The 24,753-nt window shown below is 56.0% G+C and carries 26 protein-coding genes and 1 tRNA gene; 5 read left to right on the forward strand and 22 right to left on the reverse strand.

Annotated features, from left to right (window positions below; translation table 11 throughout):
- Positions 1-272: 272 nt before the first annotated feature.
- From PEL01S_RS29655 to PEL01S_RS29755, 21 genes are all read right to left on the reverse strand, one after another.
- Positions 273-1,223, reverse strand: coding sequence for an ROK family glucokinase (locus PEL01S_RS29655; RefSeq protein WP_063179054.1), 951 nt, complete (start codon positions 1,221-1,223; stop codon positions 273-275).
- 254 nt (positions 1,224-1,477) lie between these two features.
- Complete coding sequence (trxB, locus tag PEL01S_RS29660) at positions 1,478-2,425, reverse strand: thioredoxin-disulfide reductase (RefSeq protein ID WP_108530374.1); 948 nt, start codon at positions 2,423-2,425, stop codon at positions 1,478-1,480.
- 35 nt (positions 2,426-2,460) lie between these two features.
- Positions 2,461-4,209, reverse strand: a complete 1,749-nt coding sequence (locus PEL01S_RS29665; protein ID WP_127462799.1) for a tetratricopeptide repeat protein — start codon at positions 4,207-4,209, stop codon at positions 2,461-2,463.
- A 163-nt stretch (positions 4,210-4,372) separates the two neighbouring features.
- On the reverse strand, positions 4,373-5,323 hold the full coding sequence (locus tag PEL01S_RS29670; protein WP_063179049.1) for a ribose-phosphate diphosphokinase: 951 nt from the start codon (positions 5,321-5,323) through the stop codon (positions 4,373-4,375).
- 112 nt (positions 5,324-5,435) lie between these two features.
- Positions 5,436-6,263: a histidinol-phosphatase HisJ gene (hisJ, locus tag PEL01S_RS29675; protein WP_127462800.1), complete on the reverse strand. Its 828-nt coding sequence runs from the start codon at positions 6,261-6,263 to the stop codon at positions 5,436-5,438.
- Positions 6,264-6,319: 56 nt separating this feature from the next.
- A complete protein-coding gene (gene hisIE, locus PEL01S_RS29680) occupies positions 6,320-7,003 on the reverse strand; it encodes a bifunctional phosphoribosyl-AMP cyclohydrolase/phosphoribosyl-ATP diphosphatase HisIE (protein WP_127462801.1) in 684 nt (227 codons plus the stop codon).
- Positions 7,000-7,758 (reverse strand): imidazole glycerol phosphate synthase subunit HisF, encoded by a 759-nt coding sequence (hisF, locus tag PEL01S_RS29685; RefSeq protein WP_010500401.1) that lies wholly within the window; start codon positions 7,756-7,758, stop codon positions 7,000-7,002. The genes hisIE and hisF overlap by 4 nt, the downstream gene beginning before the upstream one ends.
- Positions 7,759-7,778: 20 nt before the next feature.
- Entirely contained in the window at positions 7,779-8,507 is a 729-nt protein-coding gene (hisA, locus tag PEL01S_RS29690; RefSeq protein WP_127462802.1) for a 1-(5-phosphoribosyl)-5-[(5-phosphoribosylamino)methylideneamino]imidazole-4-carboxamide isomerase, read from the reverse strand.
- An 88-nt stretch (positions 8,508-8,595) separates the two neighbouring features.
- The gene (hisH, locus tag PEL01S_RS29695) at positions 8,596-9,204 is read right to left on the reverse strand and encodes an imidazole glycerol phosphate synthase subunit HisH (RefSeq protein WP_127462803.1); all 609 of its coding nucleotides are present in this window, start codon (positions 9,202-9,204) and stop codon (positions 8,596-8,598) included.
- 3 nt (positions 9,205-9,207) lie between these two features.
- Positions 9,208-9,819, reverse strand: a complete 612-nt coding sequence (hisB, locus tag PEL01S_RS29700; RefSeq protein ID WP_063179039.1) for an imidazoleglycerol-phosphate dehydratase HisB — start codon at positions 9,817-9,819, stop codon at positions 9,208-9,210.
- The gene (gene hisD / locus PEL01S_RS29705) at positions 9,812-11,101 is read right to left on the reverse strand and encodes a histidinol dehydrogenase (RefSeq protein WP_127462804.1); all 1,290 of its coding nucleotides are present in this window, start codon (positions 11,099-11,101) and stop codon (positions 9,812-9,814) included. Before hisD ends, hisB begins: the two co-directional genes overlap by 8 nt.
- Positions 11,102-11,170: 69 nt before the next feature.
- The gene (gene hisG / locus PEL01S_RS29710) at positions 11,171-11,812 is read right to left on the reverse strand and encodes an ATP phosphoribosyltransferase (protein WP_063179036.1); all 642 of its coding nucleotides are present in this window, start codon (positions 11,810-11,812) and stop codon (positions 11,171-11,173) included.
- 13 nt (positions 11,813-11,825) lie between these two features.
- Entirely contained in the window at positions 11,826-13,031 is a 1,206-nt protein-coding gene (locus tag PEL01S_RS29715) for an ATP phosphoribosyltransferase regulatory subunit (protein ID WP_127462805.1), read from the reverse strand.
- 275 nt (positions 13,032-13,306) lie between these two features.
- On the reverse strand, positions 13,307-13,426 hold the full coding sequence (locus PEL01S_RS29720; protein ID WP_204343532.1) for a putative holin-like toxin: 120 nt from the start codon (positions 13,424-13,426) through the stop codon (positions 13,307-13,309).
- 123 nt (positions 13,427-13,549) lie between these two features.
- Positions 13,550-14,056: an acyltransferase gene (locus PEL01S_RS29725; protein WP_127462807.1), complete on the reverse strand. Its 507-nt coding sequence runs from the start codon at positions 14,054-14,056 to the stop codon at positions 13,550-13,552.
- A gap of 3 nt (positions 14,057-14,059) precedes the next feature.
- Complete coding sequence (ppaX, locus tag PEL01S_RS29730) at positions 14,060-14,707, reverse strand: pyrophosphatase PpaX (protein ID WP_108530384.1); 648 nt, start codon at positions 14,705-14,707, stop codon at positions 14,060-14,062.
- Between the two features lie 4 nt (positions 14,708-14,711).
- On the reverse strand, positions 14,712-15,707 hold the full coding sequence (lgt, locus tag PEL01S_RS29735) for a prolipoprotein diacylglyceryl transferase (RefSeq protein ID WP_127462808.1): 996 nt from the start codon (positions 15,705-15,707) through the stop codon (positions 14,712-14,714).
- A gap of 54 nt (positions 15,708-15,761) precedes the next feature.
- Positions 15,762-16,700, reverse strand: coding sequence for an HPr(Ser) kinase/phosphatase (gene hprK, locus PEL01S_RS29740; protein ID WP_063179026.1), 939 nt, complete (start codon positions 16,698-16,700; stop codon positions 15,762-15,764).
- Positions 16,701-16,758: 58 nt separating this feature from the next.
- The gene (locus tag PEL01S_RS29745) at positions 16,759-17,655 is read right to left on the reverse strand and encodes a LysR family transcriptional regulator (RefSeq protein WP_127462809.1); all 897 of its coding nucleotides are present in this window, start codon (positions 17,653-17,655) and stop codon (positions 16,759-16,761) included.
- Positions 17,656-17,822: 167 nt separating this feature from the next.
- The gene (locus PEL01S_RS29750; protein ID WP_036692603.1) at positions 17,823-18,947 is read right to left on the reverse strand and encodes an ABC transporter ATP-binding protein; all 1,125 of its coding nucleotides are present in this window, start codon (positions 18,945-18,947) and stop codon (positions 17,823-17,825) included.
- Between the two features lie 93 nt (positions 18,948-19,040).
- Positions 19,041-20,156: a PucR family transcriptional regulator gene (locus PEL01S_RS29755; RefSeq protein WP_063179022.1), complete on the reverse strand. Its 1,116-nt coding sequence runs from the start codon at positions 20,154-20,156 to the stop codon at positions 19,041-19,043.
- A gap of 189 nt (positions 20,157-20,345) precedes the next feature.
- Here PEL01S_RS29755 and PEL01S_RS29760 point away from each other — a divergent pair, with 189 nt between their 5' ends.
- From PEL01S_RS29760 to PEL01S_RS29780, 5 genes are all read left to right on the forward strand, one after another.
- Complete coding sequence (locus PEL01S_RS29760; protein ID WP_204343620.1) at positions 20,346-21,632, forward strand: nickel-dependent lactate racemase family protein; 1,287 nt, start codon at positions 20,346-20,348, stop codon at positions 21,630-21,632.
- A gap of 21 nt (positions 21,633-21,653) precedes the next feature.
- Complete coding sequence (locus PEL01S_RS29765) at positions 21,654-22,046, forward strand: hypothetical protein (protein ID WP_108530389.1); 393 nt, start codon at positions 21,654-21,656, stop codon at positions 22,044-22,046.
- Positions 22,047-22,050: 4 nt separating this feature from the next.
- Positions 22,051-22,659: a gluconate 2-dehydrogenase subunit 3 family protein gene (locus PEL01S_RS29770; protein WP_127462810.1), complete on the forward strand. Its 609-nt coding sequence runs from the start codon at positions 22,051-22,053 to the stop codon at positions 22,657-22,659.
- Positions 22,649-24,223 (forward strand): GMC family oxidoreductase, encoded by a 1,575-nt coding sequence (locus PEL01S_RS29775; protein ID WP_127462811.1) that lies wholly within the window; start codon positions 22,649-22,651, stop codon positions 24,221-24,223. Before PEL01S_RS29770 ends, PEL01S_RS29775 begins: the two co-directional genes overlap by 11 nt.
- A 74-nt stretch (positions 24,224-24,297) precedes the next feature.
- Complete coding sequence (locus tag PEL01S_RS29780) at positions 24,298-24,606, forward strand: MTH1187 family thiamine-binding protein (RefSeq protein WP_127462812.1); 309 nt, start codon at positions 24,298-24,300, stop codon at positions 24,604-24,606.
- A gap of 63 nt (positions 24,607-24,669) precedes the next feature.
- Here the strand turns inward: PEL01S_RS29780 and PEL01S_RS29785 are convergent.
- Positions 24,670-24,745, reverse strand: a tRNA-Lys gene (locus PEL01S_RS29785).
- Between the last annotated feature and the right edge of the window lie 8 nt (positions 24,746-24,753).

Genomic DNA, 24,753 nt, shown 5'->3' on the forward strand with positions numbered 1-24,753 from the left:
TCGGTGAAGGCCCTTCGGGTCCTGTTTAAATCGCGTTCCTATCAATTACTCACTAAGGCGGGAACGCGATTTAAAAGGGACCACGTAAACTCTACGGGCTCTTCACCGCCGCTTTCGCCCACGGGATTCCTCGCTATATATCTATCTGTTGGCGCTTTGCAATTTGTTGCGCCGGTTGTTTATACGTGAAAATTGAGCCCGGGTTTCTGGGCTCCAACGGTTTCCAGACCGATGCGCAGGCTTGATGAGCCGTGCAGGTCGGTTGCCTGCCGCTAGCTGTGCAGGTTGAGGCCCGCTGCGCCGACGACGCCGGCATCGTTGCCGAGAACGGCAGGGACGATGTCCACGCCTTCTTTGGCTGTTTCCTGGGCATGCTCGTTATAGTACTTGCGGATGGCATCGAACAGGATGTCGCCTGCCTTGGATACGCCGCCGCCTACGATAAAGCGCTGCGGGTTCAGAACGACGGAAATCGCCGCCATCGATTTGCCGAGATACAGCGCGGCGCGATTAATGATCCGCAGCGCCGTTTCGTCGCCCGTTTTGGCCGCGTCAAACACGTCTTTCGCCATAATGTTCTCGACAAGCGCCAGCGATGTATGCTCGCCCCGCTCCACGGCTTCTTTAGCCATGCGGATAATACCTGTCGCCGACGATACGGTCTCCAGACAGCCTTTCTTGCCGCAGCCGCATTCGATGGCTTCGAGGTCCGGCACAACAACCATGTGGCCGAGCTCGCCGGCCATGCCGTTGTAACCCTGATAGATGCGGCCGTGGATAATAACCCCGCCGCCTACACCGGTGCCGAGCGTATAGCAGACGACATTCGGAATGCCCGCGCCTGCACCGCTCCATGCTTCCCCGAGCGCAGCGACGTTTGCGTCGTTGTCGATTTTAACCGTTTTGCCAAGCTTCTCTTCCAAAATCTTCTTAACCGGCACGTTGCGCCAGCCCAGGTTGGGCGACAGCTTGATGAAGCCTTCGGGAATATCCATGAACCCGGCGATTCCCGCACCGATGCCGGCGACTTGCTCCCATTCATATGGGGATTCGTCAACCAGCTTACGCACATACTGCGCGATATTTTCCAGCACTACCTCTGCGCCATGTTCGGTACCGGTCGGACCTTCGTACGTTTGCAGCAGCTTGCCCTGCGCATCGCACAATCCGACTTTAATCGCGGTTCCTCCCAAATCGACTCCTACATAAACACGTTCTCCCATACCTGTCGAATCACCTCGTACCCTATCCGTTATCTATAAGCTCCTGTTCCAACTATAAGCCAACCTCCCTAGAAGGTCAAGATTAGCCAAGGGGAAGCCGGGGACTCCTCCGAGAGTGTGTCGAGAAAGTGTCAATGACCGCTTTCCGACCGCTTAATCACGGAAGAGCGCCCCCGAGAAGCTTATGGCGGAAGGTAATTTTTTTAAGCATGAAAAAGGCGCAGAACGCGGGGTTCCACGCCTAAATGGCGTTGTTACAGGGACTTGCTCCAGTCGTGCACCATATGTCCTTCCAGGAACTTCTCACAGTCAAGCGCCGCCATACAGCCGCTGCCGGCCGCCGTAATCGCCTGGCGGTATTTGCTGTCCTGCACGTCGCCGCAGGCAAAGACGCCTTCTACATTGGTCAGGGACGTACCCGGCTTGACCAGAATGTACCCGACTTCGTCCGTAACGATTTGCCCGCCGAGGAAGTCCGTGTTCGGCTTATGGCCGATCGCCACAAAGATCCCGTCGGTTTCAATAATTTCCTCTTCGCCGGTCTCGTTGTTTTTCACCTTCAAGCCGGTCACACCCTTTTCACCGGAAACGACTTCCAGCGGCGTGCGGTTCAGGCTCCATGTAATTTTCTCGTTTTGGCGCGCGCGGTCCTGCATGATTTTGGAGGCGCGCAGCTCGTCTCTGCGGTGCACCAGCCGTACTTCCGTCGCAAAACGGGTCAGGAAGTTCGCTTCCTCCATCGCCGAGTCGCCGCCGCCCACGACAATGATCTTCTTGCCACGGAAGAAGAAGCCGTCACACGTTGCGCAGGTGCTGACGCCGCGGCCGATGCTTTCCTTCTCGTTCGTAATGCCGAGCAGCTTCGCCGAAGCGCCGGTCGAGATGATGAGCGATTCGGCTTCGATATCGCCGAGACCTTCCACATTCAGCTTGAACGGGCGCTTGGACAGATCGACCTTGTTCACCCAGCCGGTTTTGAACTCAGCGCCGAAACGCTCCGCTTGCTTCCGCATGTTGTCCATGAGCTCCGGACCCATGATTCCTTCGGGGAACCCTGGGAAGTTCTCGACTTCGGTAGTCGTCGTCAATTGTCCGCCTGGCTCCGGTCCTTCGATGACGAGCGGGTTCAGGTTGGCGCGGGCCAAATAAATGGCAGCCGTGAGTCCCGCCGGGCCGGTTCCGATTACGATCGATTTGTACATAGAGGTTCCTCCTATCGCATCTTCTGTTCTCTATATTAAGATTGAGACTCCATGCCGGTCAATTTTTTGAAAATGGCGTCCATTTTCTCTTTTAAACCGCAAGCATCGTCGATCAGCTTCGCATTCTTGCTTACCGTCGCCACCGATACCCCGTAGCGCTCCGCCGCCTCGTGATAACTGATCGGACGCCGGTGCATCTTCGCCGTCAAATATTCAAGCGCAGCCGCCCAGCCTTCGATCTTGGTTATCTTGGGCACGTTCGGAAACACCCGCGATAAATATTCTACCCAAAGCGTCTGCAAATCGTACTGCTGCACCATATCGTAACGCCGGGCCATATGCCGCAGCGCCGTTTCCATGATGGCCTGCCACTTGCTCTCCCACACGGGGAGCCCCGGAGAGAACGGCGACGGCTCGACCGTCGTCCGCTTACCGTTCAGCACGGCCGTCAACGGCTCCTTCAACCCGATGCTGCGCAGCACGAAGATCGCCACCTGCTTCAAGTAATCGTCCTCGTCCGGCAGCATAATAAATTCCGTGAGCGCGTCCTTCACTTCGTCGTCCGCAATGAGCCCGAACGCTTGAATCACCTGCAGCTTCGTATCCCCGTCTCCGTGACGCAGCGCCCAGAAGAACGACGACCGGACAAGCGGATCACGCTTCATGTGCTCCGGCAGCCCGCCCTCGGCACGCTCCAGCCCGCGAAATTGCTCCTCGAACGGCAGATGGTAGTGATAGCTGACCGAAGGCTTTTTCGTTTCCTCCCGGTGCCTATCTAGCAAATTCAGATAGAATTTCGGGATTTCCGAGCCCGGATCGAACTTCTCCGCCTGTTTCCACTGGCGCTGAGCTTCCTCGAACCGCCTCGTATTATAAGCGGCTACGGCGGTGTAATGGAACAAGCAAGGGTCGAGACCCGCTTCGCCCGTTTTCAATAGCCGCTTGAACAGACGGAACGCTTTCTCATGCTCGCTTAAGATCCCCATCGTCGTGGCCAGCTTAAATACGTGGTCCTGATGGAACGGGTACGTTTTGCGCAGCACTTCAAGCAATTCAGCCAAGCTCTCCCGGTCGCCGAAATGCTGGTAAAAGATCGCCAGGTTGCAGAGCGCATGCAAATTGCCGGGCTCCATCTCCAGCACCTGCCGGATCATGTCAACCGACTTGTCAAAATGCCCCATATAGTAATAGGCCAAGGCCAAGTTGTTGCGCGCAGCCATAAAATCGGTATGCTTGGTTATGATATTTTCCAAGAGACGAACCGCTTCGGAGAACTTTCCTTCCTCCAGCATCGAGCGTGCCCGGTCGTGATCGAACAAGCCTTCCCGGCTCTTGATCGTTGACAGCTTCGTGGGGCGATCCAGCTCAAAGCTGAGCAGCTCCATCATTTCCTCGGACTCATCCAGAAACTGCCCCGTCGGATCGTTCTCAAGGTAATGAATGATCGCTTTTTCCGCCGATTCGTAATTTTCCATGTTAGCGTAATTGTTCGCCATATAGAAGTAGCATTCCGTCATCGTCGGATCGATCCGGTCCAGTACGTGCTGCAAAATGCGGTTGGATTCCTCGTAATTTCCCATCTCGGACAGCAGCCCGGCCAAATTGCAGTGATTGACCGGATTTTCCGGCTCGTACTCGGCCGCACGACGAAAATATTTCAATGCCTTATCATAATGATAACGGTCCAAGGACTGAACGGCTTTTTCGAAAAAGAACGTGGCGTCCATTTTCATCGGTATGACATTGGTGCTGGGTTTCGGCAGCACACGTTTTTTCTTCTCCATAATTCAGGCACCTCCGTGACCCGTCCGGAATTACATGAGAAACCCGCCTGTGCATTTCAGAGCTTCATTTCTACATCGCCGGAGTAATAATGATTCCTAAGTATAACACAATCCGGCCCAAAACCGTAAGGTTTCGACAGCCGGAGTCGTGTGGTAATAATTATTATACGCCGCCGTATTTGAACAGCGAGCTGAGCGAGCCGCCGGACATGATGATGTTGATCGCGTCCGAAAGCAGATTGGCAACGGAGAGCACCCGGAATCTTTCAGGATGGTTGTCCGGAATAGCGATGGAGTCCGTAATGACGACTTCCTTAATGTTCGGATGATCCAGTCGCTGCAAGGCCGGGCCGGAGAATACCGGGTGCGTCGCACAGACGAAAGCGTCGTGAGCGCCGCGCTCCTTCAGACCTTCCACAACGTTGACGATGGTCGAGCCGGTATCGATCAAATCCTCTATGATGATCGGCGTACGACCTGCTACGTCCCCGATAACATGCGTAATGACCGCTTCGTTGTGAGCCGGTCTTTTCTTGATCATCATCGCAAACGGCGCATCGAGAATGTTCGCCATCTTCTCGGCTGTCGTCGCGCGTCCCGCGTCCGGGGAAACGATGATCGGGTTTTGAATATTAAGCTTTTTAATGTAATCGCTAACCAAGTCCAGCGCTGTCAAATGGTCCACAGGGATGTTGAAGAAGCCTTGAATCGCCGGGGCATGCAGATCGATCGTGATGACACGGTCCGCGCCCGCTGTCGTCAGCAGGTCCGCCACCAGCTTGGCCGAGATCGGTTCCCGAGGCGCGGCTTTGCGCTCTTGGCGGGAATAACCATAGTAAGGAACGACAAGATTGATCGTTCTCGCCGAAGCCCGCTTGGCAGCATCCATCATGACGAGAAGCTCCATGAAATTCTCGTTGATCGGATGAGAGAACGTTTGCACCAGAAAGACGTCGCAGTTCCGAATGCTTTCTTCGTAGAGACAGTAAATTTCCCCGCTCTTGAATCGGGAAAGCTTGATTTTGCCGAGCGGCACTTTAAGCTCTTCGCATATGCGCTCCGCCAGTTTCGGGTTGGACGAACCCGAGAAAATCTTCATTTTGTCGCTGTACATGGTTACCTCCGCTTTTGCTTATGTTACAATGGGTCATTTGACGATGGATGGACCTTTTCTAAAAGGCTCCGGTTGGCCGGTTTACACAATATTTAAAATGCCCACGTCCCCATTATACATCAAATGAAGCGAATCCAATAGGCACCGTGGCGCGTTTCCTGCTTTTAAATGTGGCTAATTCGTTAAATCCTGCCTGCCGCAGCAAGTCGGTCGCCTGATCAAGGTACTGTGCAAGCCGCTCCGGCTGATGCGCGTCCGATCCGAGCGTTACAGGAATTCCCAGCTTGCGGGCGTACTTGAGCATGCGAAAGCTGGGGAACATTTCCTCCACCGGCATGCGCAGACCCGATGCATTCAGCTCGATGGCCATACCTGCGTCCCGGACAGCGTCCAGCGCCTGACGCTCCAAGTGCTCCACGCTCTGCTCCGGCTTGAAACCGAACCGCTTGATCACGTCAATATGCCCGATGTAGTCGTAAAAGCCCGTCCGGCACGCCTTGCAGACGGCATCGTAATATTGAACGTAAACCTCGTAGGCGTCCCGTTCCTTCCAGCCGTCCGTCTGCCGGTAATCCGTAATGTCCCATTCGCCGAGAAAATGAACGGACCCGATCACGTAATCCCACGGATACGCTTTGATGATCCGCTCGATTTCCGCTTCGTAGCCTTCGATATAGTCCCCTTCGAGTCCGACGCGGATGTCGATCCGGTCTTTGTATTTATGCTGCAGACGAAGCGCTTCCTCAACATAGTTCGGCAGCTCGTCCATCGGCATGGCCATGCCCGGGTAATAGGAAGCCGGGTCGACATGCAGCAAGGGCATGTGATCGGACAGCCCCAATTGGTCCAGTCCGATCTCAATGCCCTTCAACACGTACTCTTCAAGCTCCCCCGACGCATGTCCGCACCGCACATGATGCGTATGATAATCGATGCGCATTCGGGTGAATTCTCCTTTTAGGCGGTGAGGGCCAGCCTGCCCCTCCTTCGGCGCCGTTATTTTTTGTGCCGGCGGTCCAGCTCGCGCATAACCTCGTCAAGCGGCAGCTTCGCTTCGCGCAGCAGCACCATCAGGTGGAAAATCAGGTCGCTCGCTTCGTACCGCAGCTCGTCGTTGTCGCGGTTTTTCGCCGCGATGATGACCTCGGCCGTTTCCTCGCCGACTTTTTTCAATATTTTATCGATGCCTTTTTCAAACAAATACGTCGTATACGCGCCTTCCGGTCGTTCTGCGTCGCGCTGGGCGATCACCGACTCCAGTCGGCCAAGCATGGCAAACCGGTCCGCAGACGGCGATTCTTCCGCAGCTTCCCCGCCGTCCGCCAAAGCTCCGAGCTTCACTTCGTTGTAGAAGCAGCTGTACCGCCCGGTATGGCAAGCCGGCCCCGCTTGATCCACAAGCACCAGCAGCGTGTCGCCGTCGCAATCGTATCTCAATGCCTTGACCTTCTGCACATGGCCGGACGTCGCGCCCTTATGCCACAGCTCGCTGCGCGAACGGCTCCAAAACCACGTTTCGCCCGATTCCAGCGTCAGCTTCAGCGACTCCTGATTCATGTAGGCCATCATCAGCACGTCCTTGCTTGCCGCATCCTGCACGATGGCCGGCACGAGGCCGTTCGCGTCCCATTTGATCGCCGCCGTTAACTCCTCTAAGGTTCCTGCCGTTTGCCCGCTCACCGGACCTCCACTCCTTTATGCCTGAGGTCGTCCTTAACCTCTTGGATCGTCATCTCTTTGTAGTGAAAAATCGTGGCGGCCAGCCCCGCATCCGCCTTGCCTTCCGCAAACACGTCGTAGAAATGCTCCTTCTTGCCTGCCCCGCCGGAAGCGATGACCGGGATCGATACGAGCTCCGAAACCGCCCGCGTCAGCCGCAGGTCAAAACCGTCCTTCGTACCGTCCGCATCCATACTCGTCAGCAAAATTTCGCCGGCGCCAAGCTCTTCGATCCGCTTGGCCCATTCGAGCGCCCGGATGCCCGTGCCGTTGCGTCCGCCGTGGGTGAACACTTCCCATTCGCTCCACTCCGGGTTGTACCGGGCATCGATCGCGACGACGATGCACTGTGAGCCGAAGCGGCGCGCCCCGTCAGACACAAGCTGAGGATTGCGGACCGCAGCCGTGTTAATACCGATTTTGTCCGCGCCTGCCCGCAGCAGCCGTTTCATGTCGTCCACGCTCGAAATTCCGCCGCCGACCGTAAACGGGATCGTGATTTGGCCGGCCGTCTGCTGCACGACGTTGACCATCGTCGCCCGTCCCTCATGGGAGGCGGAGATGTCCAGGAACACCAGTTCGTCGGCACCTTCGCGGTCGTAGATCGATGCGAGCTCGACCGGATCGCCGGCATCGCGCAAATTGACAAAATTGACTCCCTTGACGACCCGCCCGTCCTTCACGTCCAGACAAGGGATGATCCGTTTGGCCAGCATAAGCCGTCCTCCTTTCTGCCTTACACCCGTCCGTGCGCTTCCTCCAGCTTGATGCTGCCGGTGTACAACGCCTTGCCGACGATGGCGCCGCCTACGCCGTCCGCCGCATGCTGCGCCAGCCGCTCCAAATCCTCGTAACGGCTTACGCCGCCGGAAGCGATCACCGACTGCCCCGACACCTTCGCCAGGTGGACGATCGCCTCCACGTTCGGGCCGCCCATCATGCCGTCGCGCGAAATATCCGTGAAAATAAACGTCTTCGCGCCTGCCTTCGCCAGCTCTGCGGCAAGCTCATCTGCTTTGACCGCAGACGTTTCCAGCCAGCCGCGGGTCGCCACATACCCGTCCCGGGCGTCGATGCCGATAGCGACCTTGTCCCCGTGCTTCTGAAGCACCCGGTTCACGAACTCTCGGTTTTCGATGGCCGCCGTCCCGAGAATAATGCGCGAAACGCCGAGCGACAAAATATGATCCACGTCCGCTTCCGTACGCAAGCCGCCTCCGAGCTGGATCGGAACGTTCACGGTTTTGGCGATATCACCGACCAGCTTGTCGTTAACCGGGTAGCCCGCCTTCGCTCCGTCCAGATCGACGAGATGAATCCATTTGGCTCCTTGCGCTTCCCAGGCTTTGGCGACCTCCAGCGGATTTTCGTTATATACGGTTTCCTGATTGTAATCACCTTGGATCAGACGCACGCACTTGCCCCCGCGAATGTCGATGGCGGGATAAATGATGAATGAAGACATGAAAACGTTCCTCCAACCTTGGAAATATGAATCGCGCCGATCGTCTGCAAGCCTAGTCCGGTGTACCGGAGCCCAGCGCACGGCTCATCTATTTATGTGTACACAGCGCAAGAAAATTGCCAAGCAGCTTCATGCCGACGCTGCCGCTTTTCTCAGGGTGAAACTGCATCCCGAATATGTTATTGCGGCCAACGATAGCCGTCACCTGCTGATAGTAATCCGTCACCGCCAGCAGATCGCCCGGCTGCTCCGGCTTCACATGAAACGAGTGAACGAAGTACACGTGCCCTTCTTCTACCTCTTCAAATAGCGGGCTTGCCTGACGGAATTCCAGTTTGTTCCATCCCATATGAGGCACCTTATAATCGCCGCGGAAGCGGACGACGTCTCCGGGCAGCAGGTTCAGCCCCTCATGCAAACCGTGCTCCTCGCTGCGGCTAAACAAAAGCTGCATGCCCAGGCAGATGCCAAACAGCGGCTTCCCGCTTGCCGCATAGCGCTTCACGGCCACATCCAGCTTCGATTCGCGCAGGTGGTCCATCGCATCGCCGAACGCCCCGACACCGGGAAGAATGGCTCCTTCCGCCTCAAGCAGCTCCTGTTCGTCCGAAACGATCACGCCGCGGTAACCGAGCCGTTCCACCGCCGAAGCGACGCTGTGCAAGTTGCCCATGCCGTAATCGATGATGGCGATCATGGATTACAGGACCCCTTTCGTCGACGGCACGCCCTGCACGCGGGGATCGATGCTCGTCGCCTCGTCGAGCGCCCGTCCGAGCGCCTTGAATACCGCTTCGACCATATGGTGCGTGTTATGCCCGTAGTGTACGATAACATGCAGCGTAATCCGCGCTTCCAGCGCAAATTTCCACAAAAACTCGTGCACCAGCTCCGTCGTAAAGCTGCCGACCGTCGCCGACGGATATTGGGCCCGGTATTCCAGATGCGGCCGGTTGCTGATATCGATCGCCACCTGCGCCAGCGCTTCGTCCATCGGGATGAATACGTTGGCGTAGCGCTTGATTCCCTTCTTGTCGCCGAGCGCCTCGCGCAGCGTCTGTCCGAGGCAGATGCCGATATCCTCGACCGTATGATGATCGTCGATATCGACGTCGCCTTTGGCGTCCACTTTCAAATCGAACTGTCCGTGCTTCGTGAACAGATCGAGCATATGATTCAAGAACGGCACATCCGTTTCGATCTCGGATACGCCGGTACCGTCTACGTTAAATGCGAGCCGGATATCCGTCTCGTTCGTTTTGCGTGCGATTTCGGCCTGGCGCCCGGTTGCTTGCTTGTTTTGCTCAGCCACGCTGGTCCCCTTCTTTCTTCAAGCGAATTTCGATTGCCCGCGCATGCGCGTCCAGCCCTTCGTGACGGGCCAGCGTTATAATGTTCTCCCCGTCGCGCAGCAGCGCTTCCTTGCTATAGTAGATGACGCTCGATTTTTTCAGAAAATCGTCGACGTTCAGCGGCGACGAGAACCGTGCCGTGCCATTCGTCGGCAGCACGTGGTTCGGCCCCGCAAAATAGTCCCCCACCGGTTCCGAGCTGTAAGGCCCGAGGAAAATCGCCCCGGCGTTCTCGATCCGGCTCAAATAATCGAACGGCTCGCGCACGATGATTTCCAGATGTTCCGGCGCCAGCCGATTTACGACACCGACGCCTTCCGTCAGGCTGTCCACGGTCAAAATCGCGCCGTAATCGCGAATCGATTGCGCGGCAATGTCGCGGCGCGGCAGCTCGCTCAACTGGCGTTCCACCTCCAGGCGGACCGCTTCGGCCAGCTCCCACGACGGCGTGACGAGAATGGCCGACGCCATCTCGTCGTGCTCGGCCTGCGACAGCAGGTCCGCTGCCACATAGGCGGCGTCAGCCGTCTCGTCGGCCAGGACGACGATCTCGCTCGGCCCGGCGATGCTGTCGATGTCTACCGCGCCGAACACGCTGCGCTTCGCCAGCGCGACGTAGATGTTGCCGGGGCCGACGATTTTGTCCGTCGCCGGTATCGACTCCGTCCCGTACGCCAGCGCAGCTACCGCCTGCGCGCCGCCGACGCGGTAGATTTCGCGCACGCCCGCTTCCGCGGCTGCGACGAGAATGTGCGGGTTGATGCCCTCCACCCCGGCCGTGGCCGGAGGCGTTACCATCACGATTTCGGGCACACCCGCGACCTGTGCCGGGATCGCATTCATCAGCACCGACGACGGATACGCCGCCTTGCCGCCGGGCACATACAGCCCAACCCGGCGCAGCGGGCGGATCACTTGGCCGAGAATGCTGCCGTCGGCTTGCAGGTCCATCCACGAATTGCGCATTTGCTTCTCATGGAAGCGGCGTATATTCACAGCTGCTTCGCGGAGCGCCGCCAGGAAGCTCTCGTCCACCTGTGCATAGGCGGCTTCGATCTCCTCCTGCGTGACGCGCAGCTCCTCTATCTGGACGCCGTCAAACTGCTGCGCGAACTTGCGCAGCGCGGCATCCCCATCCCGTCGCACCTCTTCGATGATGCGCTGTACGCTCTCGTTTTGCTCGGGCGTGCCATATTCGACTTCCCGCTGCAGCGAAAATTCCGATGCGGGCATCACTCTCATGACCGCAGCCTCCTTTGATGTATACAAATTTCTCTTCCTATGCTTCCGGCTATACAGCCGGCTATGAGGCTATACCTTTGCCGTCGCAGCAGCAATGACCGGCTGAAGCCGGTCACAGAGCGCCTGAATGGCGTCGTTTTTCATCCGGTAGCTGACGCGGTTGGCGATGAGCCGGCTCGTAATCGCAAAAATCTGCTCATGCTCCGCCAGCCCGTTTTCCCGGATCGTGCTGCCGGTCTCCACCATATCGACGATCCGGTCCGCCAGCCCGATCAGCGGGGCCAGCTCGATCGAGCCGTTCAGCTTGATGACCTCCACCTGCTCCCCCTGCTCCCGAAAATATTGCGAGGCGACGTTCGGATATTTCGTCGCCACCCGCGGGTTCAGCACCGGCTGCCAATCCGGCAGCCCGATGACGGACATGCGGCAGCGCGCAATCCCGAGATCGAGCAACTCGTATACGTCCCGGTTCTCCTCCATCAGCACGTCTTTGCCAACGACGCCGATATCCGCTACTCCATATTCGACGTAGGTCGGCACATCGACCGGCTTCGCCATAATAAATTCCATCCGGGCTTCCGGAACAGCGATAATCAGCTTGCGCGAATCGTCCGTCTCCTCGGGGATCGCGAGCCCCGCTTCGCGGAACAACTTGGAAGCCTGTTTATAAATACGCCCTTTGGGCATTGCCACCTTCAATAAGTCCTGCATGCGCTGCCCCTCCTTACTCCGTAAACGATATGATGTCGCAATAGCGGGAACCATGCACTTGCAGCGCGCCGTCTGCTTGCCGTACCGCATTCAGCCCTTGTTGTCCGTCCGCCAAAAGACGCGTCTCCGCAATAAAGCCTTCTCGCGAGCGGTACTCCCTTGCCTTAGCCAGTGCCGCCGCCCGATGACGCTCCGTGTAGACGATCAGCACGCGCTGCGGCGCTTCTTCCGCTTTGCTTTTGCCGATCACTTCCAGGATCCGGTTCGTCTTGAGCGCGAAGCCCGTCGCCGGCGCCGGACGCCCGAACTGCGCCAGCAGGTTGTCATATCGCCCTCCGCTGCATACTGGGAAACCCATATCCGCAGCATAGCCTTCGAACGTCATCCCCGTATAGTACGAGAAATCGCCGATCATCGTCAGATCGATCAGTACATGCTCACTGACACCGTAGGCTTCCAGCACATCCCAGATTTCGCACAGATGCGCAATGGCATGCTGGGCGACGGGGTCCTTCGTCACCTGCCGCGCCTGACGGCAAATCTCTTCTCCCCCGCGCAGCCGGAGAATACCTTCCAGTTCTTGCTGCACTTCCCGAGGGAGGCCGAGCGACTTGATCGTCTCCCGGTAGCCGACATGATCGCGGCTGAGCAGGCAAGCTTTCAGCGCGGTCTGTGCGTCCTGACGCTGCTGCAGCGTCTCTTGGAACAAACCGTTGAGGAAGCCCACATGGCCGAGGGCGATCTTGAACTGCTTCACACCGGCCGCTTGCAAGCAAGCGATGGCTAGAGCGATCACCTCGGCATCCGCTTCGCTGGAAGCATCGCCGATGAGCTCTACGCCCGTCTGGAAAAACTCCGCATCCCGCCCCGCCTCGGCTTCGAACGCCCGAAACACGTTCGCTTGATACGAGAGCCGCAGCGGGAACGGATGCTCCTTGAGCAGCGAGGAGGCCACCCGTGCGATCGGCGCCGTCATATCGGAACGCATCACAAGCGTCGTGCCGTTCCGATCCAGCAGCTTGAACAGCTTTTTGTCCTCCGTCGAGCTGGCCACCCCGACGGTATCGTAATACTCTAATGTAGGAGTAATAATTTCTCTATAGCCCCAGCGCTCCATGCACTGCATGACTCTATATTCGATGCGGCGGAGCTTGGCCGCCGCTTCGGGGAGGTAATCTTTTACGCCTGTCGGCTTTTCAAACACCTTCGGTTTGGACACCGTCTTCACCCTGCTATCATTAATTTTGCTTTAGTGCGCTACCATACTACCAAAATAAAGAATGTAATCGTAAGTTTATCACGGGAACGCTTGATTCGTCAATGATTCGATTGCATGGATCCCGGTTGCACGAATAAAGGCAAGAGCATATAATAAACAATACAAGGGAGCAACGGCTGCCACCGTGCTCCCCAGGTACAATAACCGCTTCAAAGGCGGTCGGCTGAATAAGGAATGATCGTGAAATAGACCGTATTCCATTCGCGATGGGCGGTCTATTTCTTTTTGTTTTGGATAAGAGCGAGGATGATGTTAACTATCAGCGTAAGCAGCGCAATAACCAGCATCCCGAAGCCGATCATTAAAGTCAGCGTGTCCTTAACCTCCACAGGCATCACCTCCCTTCCGGGAGACTAGCCGACCGCCCTTGCAAGCCTTTTTATTGTACAAGCCGTATTATAGAACATAATGTTAACTTTTGCAAAATATTAAATTTGCAACTTCTAAAACGAGCCGACTCATTTATCCTTCTCCATCAAGCGCACATCCTCCCGGATCACCTGAAGCGGATTCCCCGCCACAAAGCTGTACGGCGCCACATCCCTATGCACAACCGAGCCCGCACCTACGACCGCGTGATCGCCAATCGTCACCCCGGGCAAAATCGTCGTATTCGCTCCGATCATCACATGAGAGCCGATCTTCACCCGCCCGAGCCGGTATTCCTTGATCAAATACTCATGTGTTAGAATCGTCGAATTGTAGCCGATAATCGTATTGTCTCCGACCTCGATCTTCTCCGGAAAAAACACATCCACCATCACCATCAACGCAAAGGAGGCATGCTCCCCTACCTTCATCCCAAGCACACGGCGGTAGATCCACCGTTTCAGCGGCAAGGAGGGGGCATATCTGGAAATTTGAATAAAAATAAAATTGCGGACCGCCTTGAAACGGCTGATCGTCTTATATACCTGCCACAGCGAATTCGGCCCTTCCACCGGATAGTTGTCCGTGTTTCTCAAGCGCTACTTCCCCTCGATCCCGACGATCGGCACAATATCGCGCATATCTTGAATGATATGGGTCGGGTTGTACTGTTTCAAATATTCGGTCCCTTTGAGCGACCAAGCGACCGCTACCGACGGAATACCCGCATTGTGCGCCGCTTCGATGTCGTAGTGGCTGTCGCCGACCATTAGCGCGGACGAGAGGTCACCGCCGAGCTCCCGGACCGCTTTGTGAATCCCTTCCGGGTCCGGCTTCGCTTTCTCGACGTCGTCCACCGTTACGATCGTACCGAAATAGTCGTACAGCCCCATCAGCTTCAGTCCCATTTCCGTCGTCTGCCGGATTTTGCTAGTCACCACGCCCAGCTTGACCCCGGCGGCATGAAGCTTGGCCACCGTCTCGCGTACATAGGGAAATTCCCGCACCAGCTCGTCATGATGCGCAATGTTGAACGTCCGGTACTTTTGCACCAAATCGTCCACCTGCTCCCGTCCGGAGAAGAACACCATTTGCTCGATCAACGGCCGTCCCATGTTCGGAACAATATGCTCCCGGGTTACCGGCTCTGCGGTGATTCCCTCAAACGTATGCAAGAACGACTGAATGATCAGCTCGTTCGTATCGACAATCGTTCCGTCCAGATCAAATAACACAGTTTGTATCATGCTGCTACTCCTTTGCCTTTACGTCTGCTTCCTTGCTGCCATCCGGCCGAGTGTCTACATTACCGGCTTCGCTAGCTTCCTCCGGGGCTTGTCCGATCCGTACAATCGGATCGCTATAACGCTCCGAAGCTGCGCCCGTCCGGCGGCGAACGACGATAAGCGCAATCGCGGCCAGCACGATCAGCACCGCCAGAAGCTGCGAAATCCGCACGTTGCCTCCGTAGGTCATGAATCCGGGCTCGAAGCCGATAGCTTTCATCGGCGACCACATGCCGTTCATCAGCGCGGCCAGCCAGCTTGGTCCCGTAAAATCAAGACTGTCCGTCCGCAGGCCCTCTACGAAAAACCGCCCGATCGAATACCAAATGAAATAACTGAAGAAAAGCTCCCCCGCCCGCAAAAACGAACGCCGACGCAGCACGAACAGCAGGAAGAGTCCTACGATGTTCCAAAGCGACTCATATAGAAACGTCGGATGGTAATACTGGCCTTCAATCAGCATTTGATTGACGAGCCAGTCCGGCAGATGCAGATTGTTCCTGAGGAACGACTCCGCCACCGGTCCGCCGTGCGCTTCCTGATTAATGAAGTTGCCCCAACGCCCGATCGCTTGTCCGATGATTAAGCCCGGCGCGCAAATATCGGCAATACGCCAGAACGAATAACCTTTCCGCCGCACGTAAATGACCGCCGCGATAATGGCGCCGATCAACGCCCCGTAGATCGCAATACCACCTTCCCAAACGGCAAAAACTTTCCATAGATTATCTTGATAATCTTCCCATTTGAAAGCGACATAATAAATTCTTGCGCCAACGATCGCCGACGGCACCCCGATCAACACCAGATCCATAAAGAAGTCCGGAGACATGCGGAACCGTTTGCCTTCTCGAATCGCGAGCAGCAGACCGACCAGCGCCGCCGTCCCCAAGATGATGCCGTACCAACGGACGCTCAGCGGACCGATCGCAAAAGCAATCGGATTAATCGCGAGAAACATGCTTGTGACTCCTTCCTTACGCCAAAATTATCCCCCTTCAAATCGGGGCTTCCCTTACAAATCGTCCATGTCCTCGGCCAGTGACTCGGTCAGCTTATTCGTAAACTGCAGGGCAGCGTTATAGCCCATCCGTTTCAAGCGGAAGTTCATCGCCGCAACCTCAATAATAACCGCAAGATTTCGTCCCGGCCGCACCGGAACCGTTACAAGCGGTATGTTCGTATCGATAATCTGCGTCGTTTCCTCGTCCAGACCGAGCCGGTCGTACTGTTTGTCCTGCTGCCAAGTCTCCAGCTTGACGACGACCGATATTTTCTTCTCGGTACGCACCGCACCGGCGCCGAACAGCGTCATGACGTTAATGATCCCGATGCCGCGGATTTCAAGCAGGTGCCGGATTAATTCGGGCGCGTTGCCGATCAGCTGATGGTCGGCCGTTTGACGGATTTCCACCGCATCGTCCGCGATCAGCCGGTGTCCCCGCTTCACCAGCTCCAATGCCGTCTCGCTTTTACCGATCCCGCTGGACCCGGAGATCAGCATACCGATACCGTATACATCAACCAGCACCCCATGAATCGTCGTCGTAGGGGCAAGGCGGTTTTCCAGAAAGTTCGTTACGCGGCTGGCCAAAATCGTCGTCGCCATCGCCGTCCGAACGACCGTAATCTGATGTTCGTTGGCCGCGGCCAGCAGCTCGATCGGCGCGTCCATCCCGCGGCTGATAATAATGCAGGGCGTCTCCTCCGGCGCACACAGCCGGTGCATCCGGTCCATCCGCTCCTCCGACGACAATCCGTCGAAGAACGTCAGCTCCGTTTTGCCGAGAATTTGGACCCGGTCCGTCGGATGGAATTCGTAATATCCAGCCATCTCGAGCCCGGGACGGTACAAATCCGCCGTGACGATCGGACGCTTCAGTCCCTCTTCGCCGCAAATAATCTCCAGATGGAACTCTCTCACCAAATCCGATACTTTCACTTTTTTCGGCATCGTGATCTTTCTCCTTTTTATCCCATTATCCTCATCCTAAAGGAATCAGTCGCATAAATCAACCGGAAGAGGCCGTGCGAAGCCCTCTCACCTGCTGGACGAAACGATCCAGCGCAAGCGTGCCCGCCCGCTCCTCGCCTTGGATCAGCGACAACAAACGGGTCAACCGCTGGCCCCGAATCCGCAGCTCCTTCAGCTCCTCCGTCGCCAGCATCCGACCTACGGTCCAGCGCGACAGTACGGCAATGCCAAGTCCGGCCGCCACCGTCTCTTTGACGCCCTGCGTACTGCTCAATACATAGGCCCGCTGCACCCGTAGTCCCCACTCGCGGATCAGCCGGTCGCTGTAGGCCCGGGTACCGGAGCCGACCTCGCGGAAGATCCAGACTTGATCCTGCAGTGCCTCCGGCGTCACTTCCCGGTACGCCGCAAGCGGATGGCCTGCCGGGACGGCCACGATCATCTCGTCCTCCATGAACGTCTCCGAGCGAATCCCCGACCGCTGCAGCTCTCCTTCGACCAGCCCGACCTCCAGCTCATGCGCTTGCACGAGCCGCTCGATTTCATCCGTATTGCCGACAGTGACCTGTACCTCCACCCCCGGATACAGCCGCGCATAGCTCGCCAGCAGCTTGGGCAGAAGAAACTCACCGATCGTAAAGCTTGCCCCGACGCTCAAACTGCCGGAAACGACCTGGTTCAGCCTGTCGATCTCATGCTTCGCCGTCTCGTATTGCTGCAGTATCGCCTTCGCTTGACGATACAGGATTTCCCCCGCCTCCGTCAGCTTCACCCGCTTCGACGAACGATGAAGCAGCTTCGTCCCGAACTCGTTTTCCAAGCTGCGGATATGCATGCTGACCCCCGGCTGAGACAAGTGCAGCAGCTCCGCGGCACGTGAAAAATGCTGCAGCTCCGCCACGGTCACAAACACTTTCAATTGCTCGATGCTCATGAATCTCCTCACTTCCTGGTTCTTCGTACAGCCGCACTGTCCCGACGAACCCTTCCTTCGTTGAGGCTACGCCTAGCATATCGCGATTTCCCTTCCAATGCCAGCCGTCAGCCGCAGCAAAAAAGGCCAGCCCGTCAGGACTGACCTTTTATTCCGTTCGATCCGCATTAAGCGTTCAGCAAAATGGAATTCGTCGTATCTTTATCGAAGAAGTGAACTTTGTTCATGTCCACAGCGAGCTTCACGTTGGAGCCTTCTTTGGCGTTCGAGCGGCCGTCTACACGAACAACGGCCATTTGGCTGCCGATTCCGCTAAGGTGCAAGAGCATTTCATGACCAAGGTTCTCCGCCACTTCGACATGAGCGTTGATGATGGTGTTCGGAGAAGCTTCCATAAAGATCGCTTCCTCGTGGAAATCTTCCGGACGTACGCCCAGCACGACTTCCTTGCCGGCATAGCCTTTTTCGCGGAGGATTTTGGCTTTGCCTTCCGGTACTTCGACATTAAAGCCCGATGCTTTAAAGTACAAGCTGCCGCCTTGCTCAGCGAATCCGCCGTGCACGAAGTTCATGGACGGGGAACCGATAAAGCCGGCTACGAACATGTTCACCGGATAGTTGTAAATCTCCTCCGGAGATGCCGCTTGTTGAATGATGCCTTTATCCATAACGACGATCCGGTCGCCCATCGTCATCGCTTCCGTTTGGTCATGCGTTACGTAGATGGTCGTCGTTTCGAGACGTTTTACGAGCTTCGTGATTTCGGCGCGCATTTGTACGCGCAGCTTTGCGTCCAAGTTGGACAACGGTTCGTCCATCAGGAACACTTGCGGCTCGCGGACAATCGCCCGGCCCAAGGCAACGCGCTGACGCTGACCGCCGGAGAGCGCCTTCGGCTTGCGGTCGAGCAAATGCTCGATATCGAGAATTTTAGCCGCTTCGCGCACGCGGGCGTCGATGTCGGCTTTTTTGAATTTACGCAGTTTCAAACCGAATGCCATGTTTTGATACACGTTCATATGGGGATACAAAGCGTAGGATTGGAATACCATCGCAATATCGCGGTCTTTCGGAGCGACGTCGTTCACGAGACGGTCGCCGATATACAGTTCGCCTTCCGTGATTTCCTCCAACCCGGCGATCATCCGCAGCGTCGTGGATTTACCACAGCCGGAAGCGCCTACCAGAACCAAAAATTCCTTATCCTGAATATCGAGATGGAAGTCTTTCACCGTAGCTTCTTCTGCGCCCGGATATTTTTTGACGATGTGGTTCAAACGTACACCTGCCATGATTGATTCCCCCTACGAATTAGTATCGTGTTCATTGGTTAAATCATACCGTAACAAGGCGTATCATGACTATGCACAATCTCTACAAAAAAATTACTTTCTTTTCGTTACTTTGTACAATAGCATGGCAATCTTCACAAGCACGGCGTTGTTGAACGTCCGCACGTCCAATCCCGTCTCGTGCTTGAATTTGTCCAAGCGGTACAACAGCGTGTTGCGGTGGATATACAGCTTTTTAGCCGTCTCGCTGACGTTGCAGTCCAGCTGGAAAAACTGTTCGAGCGTCGTCATTGTCTCCGCATCGAACGCCACGTCGAGCCGTTTCAGCACGTGCTCCAGAAAGCTCGCCTTCTCCGCTTCCGGCACCACATGCACCAGCCTTTCCAGCTGGAGCTCCCATGGCAAATGCATGTTGCTGCCCACATGATACGTGCGTCCCAGCATCATCGTCTCCCTGAGCTGAAGCACCGCGGCATATAACGACTTCGCCGGCATAATCGGGTAGTGGATGGCCAGATGGCACTCGCCTACCCATTCGTTCTCGAGCATTTCGTGCAAGCCGTAGCCGACGGCTGCGAGCCGGTCTTCCAGCGTTTCGCCGTCCGAGTCTTCCTTATCGTCACCGGAATCCATCGACATGATTTTCTCCGAGCCGAGGATGAGCCACTCCTTATCCGTCAGAGGAATCAAGGTCATATCCGCATCGAAGAACGATTCCAGCAGCTTCTTCAGCTCCCGGTCGTGCGCCCGCCGTGAGGTTGTGTAATCCCCATACAACAGCAGCGGAATTTTCTTGGAGTAAAGCGACAATTGCGTCACCAGAGCATCGGGCATCTCGGCCTGCGTCAAGCCGAGCTCCTGCTGCGTGCGGAGCCAATCGCGCACCATCCCCGCTTTGCGCTCCTCCTCGTTGACGAGCGACAGAGGCTCTTTATCCTGCGTTTTGCGGCTTTCCAGCGTAAGCTCCACGAGCCGCCGCTCCACAGGCGATACGGCATCTGCCTGTATGGTCAGAAGCAGCGCCTCCTGCCCTTCTTTTTGCGCCAAAAAAAGAAGCCTGCCCTCTCTAATCAAGCTTCCGCCTTCGCCCCCCGGCTCAGCCTTATGCTTCTCCGCTTCGTGCCGCCACGCGTCCCATGCCCATCTGGTGGTTTGAACCGGGGTATTCAATATGGCTTCAAGCTGCTCCCTCACTTGTTCCCAATCCATCTCCTCGCTCCCAACCTTTTGTCTGTATTAACTGCATTAACTAACTAGTTACCATCTATTGTATCACAATCAGGCCCAGGAACCGCAAGAAAAGGAACTGCCTCAGGACGTAAATCATTAATCGCGTTTAGCTGTGGATAAGAGATTAAGATACGGTAATAATAACAATGAATTTTCCATCCTCATCCATTGTTAATCTGCAAGAGGAAGGAGGCCTGTGCCATTCCCGAGCTGCGTTATGGCTGCACCACCGTCTCGCTGGAACTGCCTCCGGGCAGGACGTACGATACCTTGATGTACGGGCTCGAAGCTGTAGAGACGTCTCCCGAATTGTCCCAAAGCCGGATTCGCGAAGCATTGGCGGCGCCTATCGGGGCAGAGAGGCTTCGCGAGCTTGCCAGGGGCAAGAGCCGAGCCGTTATTCTGGTCAGCGACGGTACTCGTTTGTGCCCGACTGGGCTGCTTTTGCCACCGCTGCTGGAAGAGCTTAACGTGGCTGGTCTTGACGACGATCAAGTCGATATTGTCGTAGCGCTCGGCGCCCATCGCAAGCACACGCCCGACGAATTGAAACGGCTGGTCGGCGCAGAAGTCTACGCGAGAGTACGCGTGCATAATCATTCGGCCGAACCCGAGGATTGCATTTATATGGAGACAACGTCGCTAGGCACTCCGGTCGAGCTCAACCGCATGGTCGCCGAAACGCCGCTGCGCATTGCTACGGGCAATATCGAGCCGCATGCGATGGTAGGCATCTCCGGTGGCGTCAAAGCGCTCGTACCTGGGGTGGCATCCAAACGCACGATAGAAAGCCACCATGCGTTATCCTTAACGTATAAGGCCGTTCCCGGTAGCCCGATTAATCCGCTGCACCTCGATTTGGAGGAAGCCGAGCGGCTCGTTCCGATCCATTTCCTGCTCAATGTGATCGTCGACCACAACCGTCATGTGCTGAAAGCCATAGCCGGACATATCGCGGAAGCCCATCGGAAAGGAGCCGAATTTGCCGCCGCTTGGTTTACCCGGCAAGTAACCGAACTGTACGATGTCATCGCCGTGTCGGCCGGGGGGGCTCCGAAAGATTTGCAAATGTATCAAGCTTTAAAGGCGCTCCGCAATGCCGCCGCTTTCGTAAAGCCCGGAGGCACCCTGCTTCTTGTGGCGGAGTGTCCCGAAGGGATGGGAAACGGCCTGTTTCAGCATTGGATCGAGACGGTGGGCGACCGTCGAAAAATGACGGACAAGCTGCGGGAACGATTCGTACTGGGTGCCCACAAAATTTTGCATGTGGACGAAGTCCTATCGTGCGCCCGGGTATTCATCCATTCCTCATTGCCTCGCCACTTGATTGAATTGCTGGGCTTTTATCCGGCCGACGATTTGAGCGCTACGGCTCAAGCTCTGCTGCAAGACCCCAATGCGAAGCTGGCTCTCATGCCGTTCGGCTCGTTAACCTATCCGCGTCATCACCGCTAACAGAAACGGAGGAAGAATCGTATGAACTGGATCGGATGGCCCATGGCACGCGTCGTTTTTTTGTTCGTGGGCGTCGCTTTTTTTGCCATTTGGATACAAGTGACCATTTCACATTACCGTCAAAACTTTCACCATAAAGCCATGTGGGTTCCCGTCGTCTCTGCCCCTATCTTCAGCCTGCTTGCCGTATTGCTTGCCTATTACCGGCTGGATTGGCTGCTTTACCTTTTTTCCTATCTTATGTGGTTCGGCGTTGTTGCAGGCGGCATCGGGTTTTACTTTCATTTCCACGGGGTAGGCGTTCGCGTCGGCGGCTATACGATGCGCAACTTTCTTGTCGGTCCTCCTGTCGTGCTTCCGGTCCTGTTCAGCGCTTTGAGTGTCCTTGGGCTTCTCGCCTATTATTGGAGGTAGAACGATGAAAAAGCTCACAAGGTACCCTTCCTACGATGTCATGCACGAAAAAGACGCTTGGGACGATCATACCCAGCGAATCGTGCTTTCCCGGCTGCACACGACCGGCGATTATGTGTTCCTGACGACCGTCGAGTCTGAACATTTGCGGGCCTGGTGCTCTCTCTTGGTTGATGACGAACGTCCGGACATCATCCAGTTTGTAGTGGATCATATCGATCGGACACTGGCAGGCGGACAAGAAAGCCAGCGTAAAAGCGGTGAGCCTGAGGCAGCCGTACTGGTGCGCGAAGGGCTTCATGCCTTGGATGTCGCCTGTCAAACGATCCATACCGAGCGCTTCTTTCACCTTCAATCGAAGCAAAAAAAGCAGCTCATGCTCGATGTCAGCCGCAATCAAGCGGTGCCTCTCGAAGTATGGCAGCACGTGCCGCAGGCCGCATTGTTCAAGAAATTGCTGAACCTCACAGTCGAAGCTTATTATTCTCACCCTGAAATATGGTCGGAGATCGGATACGGAGGTCCCGCTTATCCGCGCGGTTATGTACGTATGCATCCGGGACAGCTTGATCCATGGGAGCCCAAGGAGGAGAAACAGCAGCATGAAGCGTAAATATGAGGGCGAGACGGTCGATGTTGTCATTGTGGGAGCCGGGGCGGCGGGTGGCGTACTGGCCAAAGAACTGAGCGAAGCCGGGATGAGCGTCGTCGTACTGGAAGCCGGACCGTTCCGGGACCCGCAGCATGATTTTGCCAGTGATGAACTGGCTATGCAGAGCTTGGGCTGGCAGGAGGCGCGAATCGTGGATGGTCATGACCCGCTGCAAATGGGGCATAACAATTCCGGCTGGGGCGTTGGCGGAGGAACGACGCATTTTACCGGCGTCTTTTTGCGTCTTCATGAAAGCGATTTTCGAATCAAAACGCTCGATGGCGTCGGAGAAGATTGGCCGATCGGCTATTCCGATCTTGAACCTTACTATACCAAGATCGAGAAGGAAATCGCCGTCTCGGGCCCAAAACTTTTCCCTTGGGGCGAATTTCACGGCCCCTATCCTTATCCCGAACGCGATCCGATCAGCCCGAACGCGCAGGTATTTGCCAGAGGCTGCGAAAAGCTCGGCATTCGCTGGGTTGTCAGTCCGCTGGCCATATTGTCCGCGCCCTTCGAAGACCGCCCGCCCTGCATCAATCGCGGTTTTTGCAACCAAGGCTGTATGCCAAACGCCAAATTCAGCACCCTGATTGTTCATATTCCCAAAGCGATTGAAGCCGGTGCGGAAGTGCTGGCCGATTGCAGAGTGACCCAAGTAAATACGGACGAGAGCGGCCGGGCCACAGGAGTGACATTTGTTCATAACGATGTGACCTATGAGCAGCGGGCGCGGCTGGTCATTTTGTCCGCCTATGTCGTAGAAACTCCGCGCTTACTCCTGAATTCAGCCAACAGCCGGTTTCCAAACGGACTTGCCAACAGCAGCGGATGGGTCGGAAAAGCGTTCATGACCCACAGCAGCCACGATGTCTATGCGCGATTCGAAGAGGAGGTCCGCCTGTATAAAGGAACGCCGGTGCTTGCGACGACGCAGGACTTTTACGGTACTTCCCCCGAACGCGATTTTGCCCGCGGCTATACGCTGCACGCCCACGGGGTCAGGCCCGTGAGCTTTGCTAACGGGATTACCCAATCAGGTAAGAACGGTCCGATTTGGGGGACACGTTTGCGGGAAGTGGTACTCGACTACAATTACTTCGGACGAGTTACTTTGGTCGGGGAAGTGCTCCCGAACCCGGACAACGCCATTACCCTCAGCGATGAAAAGGATGCTTTCGGCATGCCTCGCGCGAAAGTCACTTTCAGCTATGGGGAAAACGACAACCGGCTTATCCAGCATGCGACCGGAACGATGAGCGAAATTTTAAGCGCCGCGGGCGGCAAACCCGAATTCATTGTCCCCGATACGGCTCATTTAATGGGAGGCTGCCGTATGGGCAACGATCCCGAGACGTCCGTCGTCAACTCCTACGGGCAAACGCACGATATTCCGAATCTATTTATATGCGACGCCAGTATATTCGTAACGTCCGGAGGCGGTAATCCGACCAATACGGTCATGGCACTAGCAGCCCGTTCTGCCGATTATATCAAGGCGACCATGAAGCGAATGGAACTGTAGACTATACCTTGCCCATCCTTTACGGTAAAATAACCACATGCTGTGTTATACAAGCTACTAAGGAGGGAAAACCGTTGGCTATAGTCGAAGTAACCGTTATTCCCATCGGAACCGCAACGACCAGCTTAAGCGGATATGTCGCCGATCTGCACCGCTTGCTGGAACAAGCTCCGGAACCGATTCAATTCCAAATGACGCCGATGAGCACCATTATCGAAGGAGAGCTACAAGATTTATTTCAGGTGCTTCAGCGTCTGCACGAAGCCCCGTTCCAGCATGGAGCCCAACGGGTCTCTACATCGATCAAAATCGACGACCGCCGTGACAAGAACGCCTCGATGGAGCAAAAACTTCGCTCCGTCCGCGACAAACTTCAGTCGTGAAGTAAAAAAGTATGTACAATGCAAAAAAGAGACCCTTTGAGGTCTCTTTACTTGTCACCTAAATGGTGAGCCATGTAGGACTCGAACCTACGACACCCTGATTAAAAGTCAGGTGCTCTACCAACTGAGCTAATGGCTCGTAAGAAT

Origin of the sequence: Paenibacillus elgii NBRC 100335 (assembly GCF_004000865.1) — a bacterium.
Classification (GTDB): Bacteria; Bacillota; Bacilli; order Paenibacillales; family NBRC-103111; genus Paenibacillus_G; species Paenibacillus_G elgii.